Annotated in this window: 7 protein-coding genes, 1 tRNA gene and 1 other RNA gene; all 9 read right to left on the reverse strand. The window is 48.8% G+C overall.

The genetic code is table 11. The annotated features are described in order from the left end of the window. Window positions 1-5: 5 nt before the first annotated feature. The 9 genes from secY2 to rpoD all read right to left on the reverse strand — a co-directional run bounded on the left by secY2 (window position 6) and on the right by rpoD (window position 16484). Window positions 6-1229 (reverse strand): accessory Sec system protein translocase subunit SecY2, encoded by a 1224-nt coding sequence (gene secY2, locus MK370_RS03520; RefSeq protein WP_268684179.1) that lies wholly within the window; start codon window positions 1227-1229, stop codon window positions 6-8. A gap of 32 nt (window positions 1230-1261) precedes the next feature. Further along, complete coding sequence (locus tag MK370_RS03525; protein ID WP_268684180.1) at window positions 1262-2266, reverse strand: sugar transferase; 1005 nt, start codon at window positions 2264-2266, stop codon at window positions 1262-1264. Between the two features lie 16 nt (window positions 2267-2282). Next, window positions 2283-5507, reverse strand: coding sequence for an SP_1767 family glycosyltransferase (locus MK370_RS03530; protein WP_268684181.1), 3225 nt, complete (start codon window positions 5505-5507; stop codon window positions 2283-2285). Window positions 5508-5851: 344 nt separating this feature from the next. Further along, entirely contained in the window at window positions 5852-13150 is a 7299-nt protein-coding gene (locus MK370_RS03535; protein WP_268684464.1) for an accessory Sec-dependent serine-rich glycoprotein adhesin, read from the reverse strand. A 198-nt stretch (window positions 13151-13348) separates the two neighbouring features. Further along, window positions 13349-13436, reverse strand: a tRNA-Ser gene (locus MK370_RS03540). A 38-nt stretch (window positions 13437-13474) separates the two neighbouring features. Beyond that, on the reverse strand, window positions 13475-14314 hold the full coding sequence (locus tag MK370_RS03545) for a DUF695 domain-containing protein (protein WP_268684182.1): 840 nt from the start codon (window positions 14312-14314) through the stop codon (window positions 13475-13477). A 167-nt stretch (window positions 14315-14481) separates the two neighbouring features. Then, window positions 14482-14830: a transfer-messenger RNA gene (gene ssrA / locus MK370_RS03550) on the reverse strand. An 81-nt stretch (window positions 14831-14911) separates the two neighbouring features. Continuing rightward, window positions 14912-15250 carry a metal-sulfur cluster assembly factor gene (locus tag MK370_RS03555; protein WP_268684183.1) on the reverse strand — a complete coding sequence of 113 codons (339 nt, stop codon included), beginning with the start codon at window positions 15248-15250 and terminating at the stop codon, window positions 14912-14914. Window positions 15251-15371: 121 nt separating this feature from the next. Continuing rightward, window positions 15372-16484, reverse strand: a complete 1113-nt coding sequence (gene rpoD, locus MK370_RS03560; RefSeq protein ID WP_002895944.1) for an RNA polymerase sigma factor RpoD — start codon at window positions 16482-16484, stop codon at window positions 15372-15374. Window positions 16485-16486 lie beyond the last annotated feature (2 nt).

The following is a 16486-nucleotide window of genomic DNA, read 5'->3' on the forward strand; positions in this document are numbered from 1 at the left end:
TTCTCCTACAACAATGAACGATAACGGTCATTCAGCGTCAAGGCCTCCACCTCGTTCTTAATAGAAAAGACCATTCCGATAAAAATCATAAAAATCCCCGGAATCATACTGAGCCGCAGATAGCGAATGTCCAGAAGCACCACCATCATAGGCAGGCCAGAAATCAGGATAAGATAGAAAGCCCCCACTAGTGCAAAATAGGTCACCAAACCATTGATATACCGGCGGGTTGCTCCTCCCGGATAAACATTTTCAATATACTCTCCACTCTTTTGCATCCGTTCAGCAATCTGGTCGCCACTGATATTGATAAAGGCGAAGGCCAGTGCCAAGATGAAAATAGTCAGCAGATAGAGGATAAACCAAGCTGGACTTCCCATAGACAACGCTTCTATCCACTGCTCAATCAACTGGTTTTCCGGCTGGAGAAAGTGGATAATCAAAAGGAAATACTGGGGAATGCTGACCAAGGTCATAGCGTACATAATCGGCATCCCACCAGCAGGATTCAGACGAATATCCAGATAAGAGTATTTCTTGAAACGGTTATGGATATTGATCTTATTGACTGGAATTCGGTACTTAGACCGTTCAACTGTAACAGCCAGATAGAGAAAGACTAGGCTGAAAACCAGCATCAAGGCCAGCCAAAGTGAAGAAATCTTCAGCTCCTGAATGGAGTTCCAAATATCCTGCGGAATGTAGGCAATCATGCTGGCCATGACAATCATGATGGAGCCGCCAAGTCCCATGGCAGCATTCAAATCCGTCAGCCAGATGAGAAAGTAAGTCCCAGCCATCAAGACCAAGGTATCTAAGACGATAATCGTAGTCATATCCACCCCACCTGCTTCTTGCAATGGCAGATTTAGGACCAACGCTACTGACTGAATCAAGGCAATGACCAAGGTCAGCAGCATCCGCCGCCTTTCCTGCACTTCCAGAGGGAGCTTACTCAAGCCTAGGCGCTTGGATACAGCAAACATCTGCCAGATCAGCATAGAGGACATCCAAGGAGACAAGCCGACAGAAAAAAGCGACATACTGCGCAGATTCCCCCCCATCAGGGCTGTCGCATAGTTCAAGGTCGTAGAGGTTCCGTCCATGGCAGCTGCCTTACTCATATCGACGAAAGGCAGGGTCAGCTTGGTTCCCAAGACATAGATAAATAAGAAAAATAAGGTCCACAGAAACTTCTTGATAATGACCGGTTTAAAAAATGACTTCACACTGACTCCTCATGACGATGCTTAGAAAGCCATTATGATAAAACTTCTATGACCGCATCTACTAAGACTTTCTTGCTAAAATAACCTTCCTTGAGCAGGAAAGAGAACTTTCTAACCCGCTCGACCATAGCCTGATACTCCTCTTGACTCAGACTTTCTACAATCCGACTGGCTTCTTCCAGACTGTCTACGACATAGCCCAGACCGCGCTCGCGAATCAGCTCCGCATTGGACAGGTAAGAAGGGACGATGACCGGAATCCCTGCCGCCAGATAAGTAGCTGACTTATGAGAGATGTTGAGCCTGTAGTATTCCGGCTCGTCTGCTGGATTTTCCTCAACGCCCCAGACCAGACCCAGACCGCCCTTGGAAAGCTCCAAGAGCAACTCCGGCCGGCTGACCCAGCCGCGATAGCTGACATTGGCCTCTGGATTTGACTCTTCTTCAGGCGAAAAAATCTCCAGCGGCGTAACATAAGACCAGTTGCTCAGATGCGGAAAACGCTCTACACTTCCTGCGAAATACAGCTTAGGCGCAAACTGAGGCTGGTGCAGGGGCAGATCATAGGGATGATCCCACATGCGCTGGACCAAAATCTTGTCCACATTCAACCCCTCTGCCAGAAGCTTGTCGCGCATCTGCTCAGAAGGCACGATAACCACATCTGACTGATTATACATATCGATATACTCCGGCATCAGATAGTAATTTGACGGGAACATCAGTGGCGGTACATCATGGATAAAGGTAACCAGCTTGGCCTGCAAAATCTTCAGCTTGCTGATAAAGGCCTGGTCAAACTCCCGGCCATTCCAAGTCGGCGACTGATAGATAACCACATCGCCATAGCCTACACTAGCCATGATACCGTCCAGACGCCGACTGAGCTCCGACTGGCTATCGCTGTAAATATCGTAAAAGTAAAAACTCAGTTCATTAAAGCCCAGCTGCTTGGCGAGCTTGGTCACATCATTCTGGGCAATCAAGGCCGTACTCTGGCCAGACATACCGTATAGGTTGGTAATATTAACTTTCATATTCTTTTTCTAATCTTCATTCCTGAGCCAGATTGGCAACAATCTGACTGTCATAAGCTTGGTCATCTCTAAACTCAATATCCTGATCAAAGTTGTGCTCAGCCGTATGCTTGTGCGACAGCTTGACCTTGTGGCTAGCCCCCATCTGGAACCACTCATACTCCGAGTCAATATGTCCAATATCCAGCGCCCGATAACCTTCCTGAACCAGATCATAGACCAAGACCTTGGCCGTCGGACCCAGCATAGTCAAAATCAAACGATTGTCCGCATGCTCTCGGACAGCCTGCTTGATGGCCTCCAGCTTGCTGTAGGCGTTGCGCGAAGGACAGATAATCCGCTTGATAGACCGAGCTCCGGCAAATAGGTCATTGCCCACACCAGAACGAGAAGTCAAACCCTCTACGATCAAGAGGTCCTTGTCCTGCCATAACTGCTTGAGCTTGGCAAAATAGCCCGCAGACGGCGTCTTATCTTCCAAGTCGATATAAGGACGGGAAATAAAGGTTGAGCCATACCAAGGTGCCCGGCAAATATTTTTATATTTCTCAAGAAAATGTGGCAAATGATTTAGACTCCAAAAATTTTGGGCATCAATGGAATAGCGCTCTAGTCCTGTAAAGACATCGGGCAGACAAATCATCAAACGCTCATCGCTCTCCATAGACATAATCTCTCTCAAGCGCGCTGACAGTTCTGGATCAAAATCCTGATAGACGATACTGCGGCCCGCAATCAAATCCATCTCACCATCTCCAAAGCGAAGGACTGAAGCACCTTTCTCCAAGAGATAATCCAGTGATTGGTCGATAGAGAGTACAGAAATCTGCCGCTCTTTAGGCTCGGCTAAGCCCAGCTTCTCAATAGCCTGCACCATGACTTCAGGATTATCGGCTGGAAAGACTTCCTGCCCCTGCTGGCCATGAGCTGTGCTGTCAAAGGCAAAAACTGGCTTACCGGCTGACTTGAAGCGAGAGATAATATCCCCGACCTCATCACCAGCATTGATATCCAGCAGCAGCTGAGACTTGGCTTCCAGCGACTCCAAGAGAGCCGGAATCCCAGCAATATCTGAGCTGACACTGACATTAGGATACCGAAGCAGACGTGTGATTGGCTCTGCCACCATGACCGGTGCCGCAATGTAGAAATGACAGGTAGGCAGGGCTTGGATCAGATAGTTGATATGCATCAGGTCACAAGAGTAGGTATAGACTAGGCAGGACAGACTTGAGCCCTCTTCACCTTCCACCATCTTTTGAGTCAGGGCTCCGACTGGCTCCTCCATATCCAACCAATCCAGTCCCTGATAAAACCACCAGACCTCACGATAGATGGACTGAGTATACTCTTTCCAAGGCTTGCGCTCGGTCAGATAGTGAATCACAGGCGGATAGAGACCTTTTTCTGGCTCATAGTCGGAAAAGGTCGTGTGCAGCGTAATGCAGTTATAAGCAAAGGGTAGCTCCAGCCAGCGATTCTCAAAGAGCATATTGAGAATGCTTTGGTCACCAGACGGTACCTTGTCATGCCATTCATTGGTCAGTTCAATCAAACGTTGGCGAATATTCTCTCGCTTCCAAAGGGCATTATTGATTAATAAGAACCCAGCATTAAAGATATGCTGATGAAAATACACTTGCCCGCCTAGATCCTTGACCGCAGCAAGCGGTGCATCTCCAAGTTTTGTTTCAAATAAGGAGCTTAAATCCCGCGTGACAACGATATCGCAATCTAAATACAAAGCCTTGTCTTCCTCAACAAAATCCGCTACAAAATAGCGTAGGAAAACAGTATAACTAATATCCGTTTTAAAATTTGACACCAACGAAGCAGACACCCGAGCATTGACGATCTGGCAGTCTAGCTTGGCCAGTCTCTTTTGCATGCTGACAAACCACTCTGTCGGAAAGTCACTGTTGATGACATAAAACTTGATAAAGCGATTGTGGCAGACGATGGACTTAATGGTGGTTATGACCTGCTCACTATAAGCAGCATTAGCCGCCAGCACCACAGCCCGAAAGGCTTGCGGCTTCTCTCTTTTCATCAGACTGCGCAGCTTTTCCACCATCTCCTGTGGATTTTCATGCGGATAGACCAGCTCTTCGTTTTCATTTTTCTTAGAATTGTCAAAAGCCAGAACTGGCTTGTCAAGTGCCTTGAAGCGACTGCTCAGCTCATAGTGCTCACTTCCATGGTGAATATCCAAATAGACCTGGCACTTATCAATGAGCTCATCTAGCACTGCATGGATAACCTGCGGGTAAAGGTGGATGTTCTCATACTGGTTCAAAGATTGCAGGTAAGCTCCCATCTCTGTGTAGCAGGCGATGTGAAAATCAACCCTAGGCAGGGACTGGGCTAAAAACTCTATCTGCTCCAGCTCCTGCACATCCGTCAGGAGCATACAGTTGAGAGCGGCCTGCTCCCAATGATCCGGCAGCTCAAACTCCCCCTGATGATGGGCTACAATCTCTTCCAGACTCAAGGCCTGAAAGTCCCACCAAAGCTGACGGTACCGATAGCTGACTTCCGAGTTCCAAGGCTTGCGGAAGGTCGTATAGTGGATAATCAGAGGTTCTTGATACAGCTCAAAATGGCCATTCCAGCCGCTATAAAAGGCCACTAAATCATGACCGACCTGCAGATTGTAAATCTTATCCAGGGGCAGCCAGTCCTGATCTAACACATGATTTAAAACCGTCTGATCACCGTTGAAATCCTCCATCTGACCAGATTGGACCAAGCCCATGATGTGGTCCGTTTCCTTGATAAAGCTCTCCTGCAGCTGCCTTTCTTTCCAAGCTCGATTATCAATTAGCAGAACGCCAGCATTAAAGCCATAACCTCCGGCATCTCCAACCGCAGCCACAAGCTTGCCTTCTAGAGAAATATCAAATAAAGGCTGCAAATCTCTATTGACCACCAGATCGCTATCCAGATAAAGGACTCGCTCCTCTGCTACAAACTGCGGAATGAAATAGCGAGCATAGGTAGCTGAGCTGATATGGTCCTGCGTCAGCCAGTCTGGACTGATCGTCACTTGGTCCAAGGTGATATTAACTAATTCACTGTCCAGTTGCTCGGCCAACTCATTAAATTCACGAAACCACTCGTCACTCAATCCCTGATTGAAAACATAGATTTTTACATTTTTATTGTAATATAAAATCGACTTAATTGTAGTCGAAACTTGCTCCTGATAGGCCTGATCCCCAACCAAAACAATCGTTTTCATTTCTTCCCTTACTCTTTCATTTCATAAACTCTAAAACATCATTTCTATACTTGATATTATATAAAATATTGTCCAAAAAATCTATATTCTCAAGGATTTTCCTGCACAATAAAGAACACTTTTTTCTACTAAATTGTCAAAAAAACAGGAAGTTGTCAAAACTTCCTGTTTCTATTGCCTCTCGGTTTCTTTTTACTAGTTCTTAGTCTAGTATTTTAGTAAGCAAGCACCAGAAATCATGACATGATTTCCTTAATGGCTTGCGCTATTCATCACTTCCTCAACTCACTAACTGAGTGAAATTTCGACGGACTAAAAGATAAACTGATCGGCACTATTTACTGCTACTCCTCAGAGTCGCTTTTCTTTTTACGTCTCTTGAAGGCCAAGCCCAATGCTCCCAAGCCCAGAGCCAGGATGGAAGCCTTACTCTCCGTTTCCCCTGTCTGAGGCAGACGACCTCTGGAAATCAGATCCAGTTCAGACTGTCTTGTGGAAGCGGACAGGCTTTCAGATGTGCTCTGACTAGCTGACAGACTCGTCGACAGGCTTTCCGATACAGACTGACTGACACGGGCAAGCTCGCTGAGACTGACTGCTGCTGACAGTGACTCACTTGTAAAAAGGCTGAGTGAGTAGAATTCCTTCTCATGAACCAGATCCAGCTGACTATGCAAGACTGATGTGCTAGTGCTCAGTGAAGTCGACTCGCTGATTGACTGAGAATCACTAATCGAAGCACTTTCTGAACCAGACAGACTAGCCGAAGTACTTGCGGATTCTGAAGCACTTACTGAAGCAGATCTACTTGCCAACGCTAAGGCAGAAGCCTGAACTGAAGTCGATTCGCTGATTGATGCTGATTCACTTGCACTTACTGACGCATTCGTTGAAGCGGACTCGCTTGCACTTACGGACGCACTAGTCGACGCGGACGTGCTTGTACTTACGGACGCGCTGGTCGACGCGGACTCACTTGCTGATACGGATGCGCTCGTTGAAGCTGAGGTACTTGCACTTACTGAGTCGCTAGTGGAAGCTGAGTCGCTCGCAGATACAGATGCACTGGTTGAGGCGGACGTACTTGCACTCACTGACGCACTCGTTGATGCCGATGTGCTTGCACTTACTGATGCGCTGGTCGACGCAGACGTACTTGCGCTTACTGAGGCACTTGTCAACGCGGATGTACTTGCACTTACTGAGGCGCTCGTTGAAGCTGATTCGCTCGCACTTACTGAGGCGCTTGTGGAAGCTGACGTGCTGGCACTTACGGATGCACTCGTTGAGACAGACGTACTTGCAGATACAGATGCACTGGTCGACGCTGATTCGCTTGCACTTACTGACGCACTCGTTGACGCAGACGTACTTGCGGACACGGATGCACTGGTCGACGCTGAGTCGCTCGCAGATACAGATGCACTCGTTGAGGCGGACGTACTTGCGGATACAGACGCACTTGTGGAGGCTGATTCACTTGCTGATACGGATGCACTCGTTGAGGCGGACGTACTTGCACTTACTGATGCACTCATTGAAGCAGACGTACTTGCAGACACAGACGCGCTGGTTGAGGCAGACGTGCTTGCACTTACTGATGCACTCGTTGAGGCAGACGTACTTGCACTCACTGATGCACTCGTCGAAGCGGACTCACTTGCAGAAACAGATGCGCTGGTCGACGCAGACGTGCTTGCGCTCACAGACGCGCTCGTGGAAGCCGATGTACTTGCAGATACAGATTCGCTCGTGGACGCGGATTCACTTGCTTTCGCAGATGAGCTAGTTGAAGCGGACTCACTTGCACTCACTGATGCACTCGTGGACGCTGATTCGCTTGCACTTACTGATGCACTCGTGGACGCTGAGGTACTTGCACTTACTGATGCACTCGTGGAGGCGGATGTACTTGCTGATACAGATGCGCTGGTTGATGCTGAGGTGCTTGCACTGGTAGACGCTGAGGTACTTGCTGAAACAGACGCACTCGTGGAGGCGGAGGTACTTGCTGAAACAGACGCACTCGTGGAGGCGGAGGTACTTGCTGATACAGATGCGCTGGTTGATGCTGAGGTGCTTGCACTGGTAGACGCGGACGTGCTTGCGGATACAGATGCACTCGTGGAGGCGGACTCACTTGCACTTACTGATGCACTGGTTGAAGCAGACTCACTTGCAGATACTGACGCACTCGTCGACGCTGAGGTACTGGCAGAAACTGACGCGCTAGTGGAAGCTGACTCACTTGCAGATACTGACGCACTTGTCGATGCGGACGTGCTTGCGGATACTGATGCACTCGTTGAAGCGGATGTGCTTGCTGAGACAGATGCACTCGTTGAGGCAGATGTACTTGCACTTACTGACGCACTTGTCGATGCTGACGTGCTTGCGGATACTGATGCACTCGTTGAAGCGGACGTGCTAGCACTTACTGATGCACTGGTTGACGCACTGGTCGACGCGGACGTGCTTGCACTTACTGACGCACTCGTCGATGCTGACGTGCTTGCACTTACTGATGCACTCGTCGATGCTGACGTGCTTGCAGAAACTGACGCGCTCGTTGAAGCAGATGTGCTTGCACTTACTGATGCACTAGTCGACGCGGACATACTTGCACTTACAGACGCACTCGTCGATGCGGATGTACTTGCACTTACTGATGCACTCGTTGAAGCCGACGTACTTGCACTTACAGACGCACTGGTCGACGCGGAGGTACTTGCACTTACTGACGCACTCGTCGATGCTGACGTGCTTGCACTTACTGATGCACTCGTTGAAGCTGAGGTGCTTGCACTTGTTGATGCGCTCGTTGATGCAGATGTACTTGCTGAGACAGAGGCACTGGTTGATGCGGATGTGCTGGCACTTACTGATGCACTCGTGGACGCGGAGGTACTTGCGGATACTGACGCGCTGGTCGACGCAGACGTACTTGCACTTACGGATGCACTCGTGGACGCGGAGGTACTTGCAGACACTGATGCGCTTGTTGAGGCTGACGTACTTGCACTCACGGATGCACTGGTCGATGCTGAGGTACTTGCACTTACGGACGCACTCGTGGAGGCCGAGGTACTTGCAGATACGGATGCGCTCGTTGAAGCGGACTCACTTGCGCTTACGGATGCACTCGTGGACGCGGAGGTACTTGCAGACACTGACGCACTCGTGGACGCGGAGGTACTTGCACTTACTGACGCGCTTGTTGAGGCTGAGGTACTTGCACTTACGGATGCACTAGTTGAAGCGGACGTGCTGGCTGATACGGATGCGCTTGTGGACGCGGACGTACTTGCGGATACTGACGCACTCGTTGAGGCTGACGTGCTTGCAGACACAGATGCACTCGTTGAGGCGGACGTACTTGCAGAAACTGATGCGCTGGTTGAGGCCGATGTACTTGCACTTACAGACGCGCTTGTGGACGCGGACGTACTTGCACTCACTGACGCACTAGTCGATGCGGACATACTTGCACTTACGGAAGCGCTCGTTGAAGCCGATGTACTTGCTGAAACTGATGCACTAGTCGATGCGGACGTACTTGCACTTACGGAAGCGCTCGTTGAAGCAGACGTACTTGCACTTACTGATGCACTCGTCGATGCGGACGTACTTGCACTTACAGACGCGCTAGTAGACGCGGACGTGCTGGCACTTACGGACGCGCTCGTTGAAGCGGATGTACTTGCTGATACTGACGCACTCGTCGATGCGGACGTGCTGGCAGAGACAGATGCACTCGTTGAGGCGGACGTACTTGCTGATACAGAGGCGCTCGTGGACGCTGACGTACTTGCACTTACAGATGCGCTCGTTGAGGCGGACGTACTTGCACTTGTTGATGCACTCGTCGATGCGGACGTGCTGGCAGAGACAGATGCACTCGTCGAGGCGGACGTACTTACTGATACAGAGGCGCTTGTGGACGCTGACGTACTTGCAGACACTGACGCGCTCGTGGATGCAGATGTGCTTGCAGATACTGACGCGCTCGTGGACGCTGACGTACTTGCGGATACGGACGCGCTGGTCGATGCCGATTCACTTGCACTTACGGACGCACTTGTGGACGCGGACGTACTTGCACTTACTGATGCGCTCGTGGACGCTGACGTACTTGCACTTACTGACGCACTGGTAGACGAGGACGTGCTGGCACTTACTGATGCACTCGTCGAAGCGGATTCGCTTGCAGACACTGATGCACTCGTTGAGGCTGAGGTGCTTGCACTTACGGATGCACTCGTTGAAGCGGAGGTACTTGCGGATGCAGATGCACTCGTCGACGCTGAGGTACTTGCTGATACGGATGCACTCGTCGATGCGGACGTGCTTGCGCTCACTGAAGCACTTGTTGAAGCTGAGGTACTTGCTGATACGGACGCACTCGTCGAGGCTGATGTGCTTGCTGAAACTGACGCGCTCGTGGACGCGGAGGTACTTGCTGATACGGATGCACTCGTCGATGCGGACGTGCTTGCGCTCACTGAAGCACTAGTTGAAGCTGAGGTACTTGCTGATACGGACGCACTCGTCGAGGCTGATGTGCTTGCTGAAACTGACGCACTTGTCGATGCTGATGTGCTTGCTGAAACTGACGCACTCGTCGACGCTGAGGTACTTGCTGATACGGATGCACTCGTCGATGCGGACGTGCTTGCGCTCACTGAAGCACTAGTTGAAGCTGAGGTACTTGCGCTGACTGATGCACTCGTCGACGCGGACGTGCTAGCGCTGACTGAAGCACTTGTTGACGCGGACGTACTTGCAGATACAGATGCACTTGTTGAGGCTGAGGTACTTGCAGATACCGACGCACTCGTCGAGGCAGATGTACTTGCACTCACTGACGCACTTGTTGAAGCGGAGGTACTTGCGGATACAGATGCACTTGTTGACGCGGACGTGCTAGCTGAAACTGAAGCACTTGTCGATGCAGACGTACTTGCAGATACAGATGCACTAGTCGATGCAGATTCACTTGCACTTACTGATGCACTCGTGGAGGCAGATTCACTTGCACTTACTGACGCACTCGTTGAAGCAGACGTACTTGCACTTACTGAGGCGCTTGTCGATGCTGATGTGCTTGCTGAGACGGATGCACTAGTCGATGCAGATGTACTTGCAGACACAGACGCGCTCGTGGAAGCAGATTCACTTGCACTTACTGACGCACTCGTTGAGGCAGACGTACTTGCTGACACTGACGCGCTCGTGGAAGCTGACGTGCTGGCTGATACGGATGCACTCGTGGACGCTGACTCACTTGCACTTACGGATGCACTCGTTGATGCTGAGGTACTTGCTGAAACTGACGCACTGGTCGACGCTGATGTACTTGCACTTACTGATGCACTTGTGGACGCGGACGTACTTGCGCTTACTGACGCACTCGTGGAGGCGGACGTACTTGCACTTACGGACGCGCTTGTCGATGCGGAAGTACTTGCACTTACGGAAGCACTCGTCGAAGCGGACGTACTTGCGCTTACTGAGGCACTGGTTGACGCTGAGGTGCTGGCTGATACGGACGCACTCGTCGAAGCGGACGTACTTGCAGATGTTGAGGCACTGGTTGACGCTGACGTGCTTGCGGACACAGACGCGCTCGTTGAAGCTGAGGTACTTGCAGATGTTGAGGCACTGGTTGACGCGGACGTGCTTGCGCTTACTGAGGCACTGGTTGACGCTGAGGTGCTGGCTGATACGGACGCACTCGTCGAAGCGGACGTACTTGCAGATGTTGAGGCACTGGTTGACGCTGACGTACTTGCGCTTACGGACGCACTTGTGGACGCGGACGTGCTGGCACTTACTGATGCACTCGTTGAAGCGGACTCGCTCGCACTGACGGATGCGCTTGTCGACGCGGACGTACTTGCGCTTACAGACGCACTTGTCGACGCGGACGTACTTGCAGATACGGACGCACTCGTTGAGGCTGATGTACTTGCAGATACGGACGCACTCGTCGATGCAGAAATGCTTGCTGATACTGACGCGCTCGTCGACGCGGATGTGCTTGCGGATACGGATGCGCTCGTTGAAGCTGAGGTGCTTGCACTTACCGATGCACTCGTTGAGGCTGATGTACTTGCGCTCACTGAAGCGCTGGTTGATGCAGACGTGCTTGCGGATGTTGATGCACTTACTGAAGCCGATTTACTATCTACAATAGACTGGCTCGCAGAGGTCGACGCACTTAGGGACGCAGAGGTACTAGCAGACATAGAAGCACTCGTTGACGCGGATGTTGAAGCTGACGTTAAAGCTGAACGACTTGATGCAAGATCTTTTACTACTCTATTCGCAGCGATAGTATCTGTAGATGAGTCTGGATAAGTAATAGTAACTCTTCCGTTTGCTGAAACAGTAATTCTAGCAGCTGCTGGAATCTGAGGATTGGCTACTCTTACTGCAGCCTCTACTGCATTTTTCTCAGTTGGAGATAACTTAGAAAGCCGATTAACATAAGTTATAGACGGATTAGCAGGGTCATATTTATAAGATTGTGGTCTAAATTTAATTACAAAAGGAATATTTGAAGAGACTTGACCGTTAACATCCCAAGCTCTAATTGTTCGCGTATATTGAGCAGCATTTACATTTCTAGGATCAATTGTTAACTCTTCTGGAACTCTACCGTATGCTCTAACACGTAATGGATTAGCAGAGGTAGCATTCCCAGGTACATTGAAATTATCCCGTGAAATTTCTAACCAAGATAAATTCAATGCTTGACCAAAAGTACTTAATTCTACATTTGTAACTTGTCCGCTGTCATCAGTTATTTCAAAATAAAATTCAAACTCTTCACCACGATAGACTACTATTTCATTGGGAACTGTAATTGTAGGCGGGGTTGTATCTGTAGCACGTCTCTTCCGAACACGAGTCGTTTCACTTGAGGAACTGGCTGAGCCATTATTAGTCGAAGACCTATTGGTTTCAGATGACGCGCTTTGACTGTTTACAGCAGATTCTGACTGGGAGCTAGCTGAGGTAGATGCTGGCTGAGATGCACTCACCGAATCCGATGTACTTGAAGACACTGAAAGAGACTCAGATACACTTAAGGAATCTGAGACTACTTGAGATGTGCTGGCACTGATAGAAGCAGAGCTAGACTGTGACATTGACTCTGAAGCTGAGACGCTGGCAGAGATAGATGCACTGACAGAAGCACTGGCACTGGCTGAGGATGTATCTGATACAGACTCTGACTCAGTATGTGAGCTTGTCGTTGCGGTTGCTGCCTCAGTAGCACTGCTTTCTTCACCTAAAACTGTTTCACCACGTGTCGCTAAAACGTCTGTCGTGTCAATGACTTTTTCCAGAGCCTGATCTTCTTCCGCATGGACGATTGTGTTTGTCACAACAGCTCCGCCCAGCACAGCCCCCGTGGCGACAATCCCCCTCAAAAAGTCTATGCCGCTCTTCTTATCGGTAACTTGTTCTTCCGTTACCTTAAGCTCAATCGATGAAAGGCCTCCCCCTTTCATTGATCTAAAAAGGCCGAACTGTGAGGTCGCAGCACGCAGCCAATGCTTACCCGATTTAATCAGCTTAAAACGAGTCACACGCTCTACTTCGTGGTACTTACCTTTTTGACGTTTAAAAAACATAATTCTCCCTTTAATTTATATCCTTTTAAAACTCTATTACTCTCATTTTACCACACTATTAAATAAAATGAACAATAAATACTTATTTTTTTTGCTGAAATTGTTTTCAAGCATTTCCAAAAATATTCATATTAAAGCAACTTTCATCTCCGTCAACAAATAGAAAAAACGCTAAGCAGCGTTTCTTGCATATGATGACGGAAGACATGGGATTCGAACCCACGCACGCTTTTACACGCCTACTGCGTTTCCAACACAGCCTCTTAAGCCTCTTGAGTAATCTTCCACAAAAGAGAAAGGCTAGCTTTCTCAAAACTTTAACCATTATACCACATTACAGCCCCAACCGCCATAGTTTCCGTTAAATTTTTTCACAAATTCAACCAAAGTCCAAACATTCTGGTTCAAATCAAAGATTTCTGTCGTATCCATACGAATCACGTGCAGCTGATATGGTTTGTCCGCATCTTCTATCTTTTCAGCAGATACGAGGCTGTAGCCCAACGCTTCAACTTCCTTTAGAAAACCATCTCGGTCTTCCTCAGACGCAAAATAGGCCCAATGGTCAATCTCGCGCTCCTGACTATGGTCATCGCCGTCCTGCTCCAGCTGGTACCAGACCCGCTGGTTGAGAATGGTCTGATACTCGTATTCATTAGGATAGAGAAAGTCAAAGTACTGATCCCACTCCTCATCTTCCAAGGTCGCTGAGTCATAGCGGCGGTCTGGAAAGTCGCGCATCACCTTGGCAATTGGCTCCAGATGGCTTTTCTTGTCTTGCAGATAGTAGTAAAACTCAATATTTCCATCTGTCGTAATCACACCAACATGAATGCCACCGACCTGGCCCAAAGCCTCAGAAAGCCGATCCTCAATCACATTCAGCTCTTTAAACTCATCACTAGATGGAAAACCTGTCTCCCCATCGTACTGGAGGAGCGTTACCTTGAGCCTCATAGCATAGGCATAGAGAGGATAGGGTGCCTCATCAGCAAGAGCAAGATTCAGACGGATACTAGCCAACTTGTCATCAATATAGGTTGAGAAAGATCCCCACTCACTCGGAAAAGGATCCTCAGCAGGCACATCAAGCACTGCTTCTTCTACCTTTTCTACTTTCTCTTCCTCTTGCTTCTTACCAAACAGATTCTTAAAAAAACTCATATCAAACTTCCCTTAATACTTATGAAATCGACCAACTAGAAATACCAATATTTCCTTTGACATTACTAACATCATTGTATTACTTTTTCAGACAGAAATCAAGATTTCCTGAAGATCGCAAAAGCAAAAAAACGCTGATTTCTCAACGTTTTAGAAAGGCTTTGAAATAATGGAGCCGGTGGGAGTCGAACCCACGTCCAAACACCTGCTAACACATTTGTCTACAACCATAGGCTATGTATTGGTTTAACTTAACTTTGACACATAGCTCAGGCCCAAGTCAAGCGAGTCTATCAATCTCTTGCAAAATCCCTAGACCAGATTTTGCTGTAGCTTGCTCATAATAAGACCTGTCATCAGACACAAGCAATCCGAATCGGGTCACGCTGGCTGGTTTTTAGGCAGCTACAGCGTAAGAATTGTTATTTTTTGCAGTTATATTTAACTGGCGTTTTACATCCGCTAGATGAGTCGCAAAATGTGCCTCATAATGCCTGTCGAATCCGTAACGACCCCAAGACAATAAGAACATTATAACAGAATCTGCTAAAAAAAGCAAAAGCCTGCACGCAGCAGGCCAGCACTTACTATCAGTTCTTAGCGAATCCCCAAAGCAATCCGAGCATAACGGCTCATCTTTTCCACCGTCCAAGCTGGGTACCAAACCAACTTAACATCCGTCTTGGTAACCTCGGGAACATCTGACACGGCGTCATAGATCTGGTCAGTCAGAAGATCCGCCAGAGGGCATCCCATGGTTGTCAAGGTCATATCGATTTCCGTCTCCCCATTGGTCTCGTCAAAACGGATTTCATAGATCAAGCCTAGATTGACAATGTCAATTCCCAATTCTGGGTCAATGACTTGCTCCAAGCTCTCTAAAATACGCGTTTTAATCTTTTCAACTTCTTCAGGGCTATATTTTTGTTCTGACATGCAATATCCTCCTTATAGATAGAGCAAAAATTTCAAGTTAGCTTGAGGGGGCCTTTGTTTTCAGCTAGGATTGCCGGCTTGACGTTTTCCTGCTCTGCCCCCTCGTTGCGCTCTTCTGTTCTTAATCTTCAATAAAGTCTCTGAGTGGTTTGCTGCGGCTTGGATGGCGGAGTTTACGCAGGGCCTTGGCTTCAATCTGGCGAATCCGCTCGCGGGTTACATTGAAGACCTTGCCGACATCTTCCAGTGTCCGCATTTTTCCATCGTCCAGACCAAAGCGCAGACGCAAGACGTTTTCCTCGCGGTCTGTCAGCGTATCCAAGACCTCATCCAGCTGCTCACGAAGAACGACACGAGTTGTGTAGTCGACTGGGTTTTCAATCACTTCGTCTTCGATAAAGTCTCCCAGATGACTGTCATCTTCCTCACCGATAGGTGTCTCCAAGGAAACTGGCTCCTGAGCAATTTTGAGAATCTCACGAACCTTGTCAGGTGTCATATCCATGCGCTCAGCGATTTGCTCTGGTGTTGGGTCTTGACCTAATTCCTGCAAGAGATTGCGCTGCTCACGGACTAGTTTGTTAATGGTTTCCACCATGTGGACCGGAATCCGAATAGTACGAGCTTGGTCAGCAATCGCACGAGTAATGGCCTGACGAATCCACCAAGTCGCATAAGTTGAAAACTTAAATCCTTTGGTGTAGTCAAACTTATCAACGGCCTTCATCAGCCCCATGTTTCCTTCTTGAATCAAGTCAAGGAACTGCATACCACGGCCGACGTAGCGCTTAGCAATGGAAACAACCAGACGAAGATTGGCCTCAGCCAGACGTTGCTTGGCCTCCAAGTCTCCCTGTTCTACCAAGATAGCCAACTCCTGCTCTTCTTCATTGCTGAGAAGGGGCACAACCCCGATTTCTTTCAGATACATGCGGACTGGGTCATTGACCTTAGCCGAATTGCTGCCCAAGAGCTCTTCATCCGTCAGCTCCGCTTCTTCCTCTTCAGTATTCAAGACGCGCGCGCTGGGATTTCCTTCCTTATCTGTAATTGAGATGCCAGCATCCTGGATGCGCTGCAGCAAATCCTCAATTCCATCAGCATCCAAAGTGAAAGGAATAACCAGTTGGTCATTGATTTCATCATCTGTCGCAACCCCTGTCTGCTTGTGGTTGCGGATAAATTCTGCAATTTGAACGTCTAATGTTGTTACTTCTTTTTGTTTTGTAGCCATTC

The organism is Streptococcus sanguinis, from assembly GCF_026781265.1.
Classification (GTDB): domain Bacteria; phylum Bacillota; class Bacilli; order Lactobacillales; family Streptococcaceae; genus Streptococcus; species Streptococcus sanguinis_T.

Excerpts from the sequence above, each read along its gene's own strand:
- MK370_RS03525 (WP_268684180.1), bottom strand. The coding sequence starts at position 2,266 with ATGAAAGTTAATATTACCAACCTATACGGTATGTCTGGCCAGAGTACG.
- MK370_RS03530 (WP_268684181.1), bottom strand. The coding sequence starts at position 5,507 with ATGAAAACGATTGTTTTGGTTGGGGATCAGGCCTATCAGGAGCAAGTT.
- MK370_RS03535 (WP_268684464.1), bottom strand. The coding sequence starts at position 13,150 with ATGTTTTTTAAACGTCAAAAAGGTAAGTACCACGAAGTAGAGCGTGTG.
- MK370_RS03545 (WP_268684182.1), bottom strand. The coding sequence starts at position 14,314 with ATGAGTTTTTTTAAGAATCTGTTTGGTAAGAAGCAAGAGGAAGAGAAA.
- MK370_RS03555 (WP_268684183.1), bottom strand. The coding sequence starts at position 15,250 with ATGTCAGAACAAAAATATAGCCCTGAAGAAGTTGAAAAGATTAAAACG.
- rpoD (WP_002895944.1), bottom strand. The coding sequence starts at position 16,484 with ATGGCTACAAAACAAAAAGAAGTAACAACATTAGACGTTCAAATTGCA.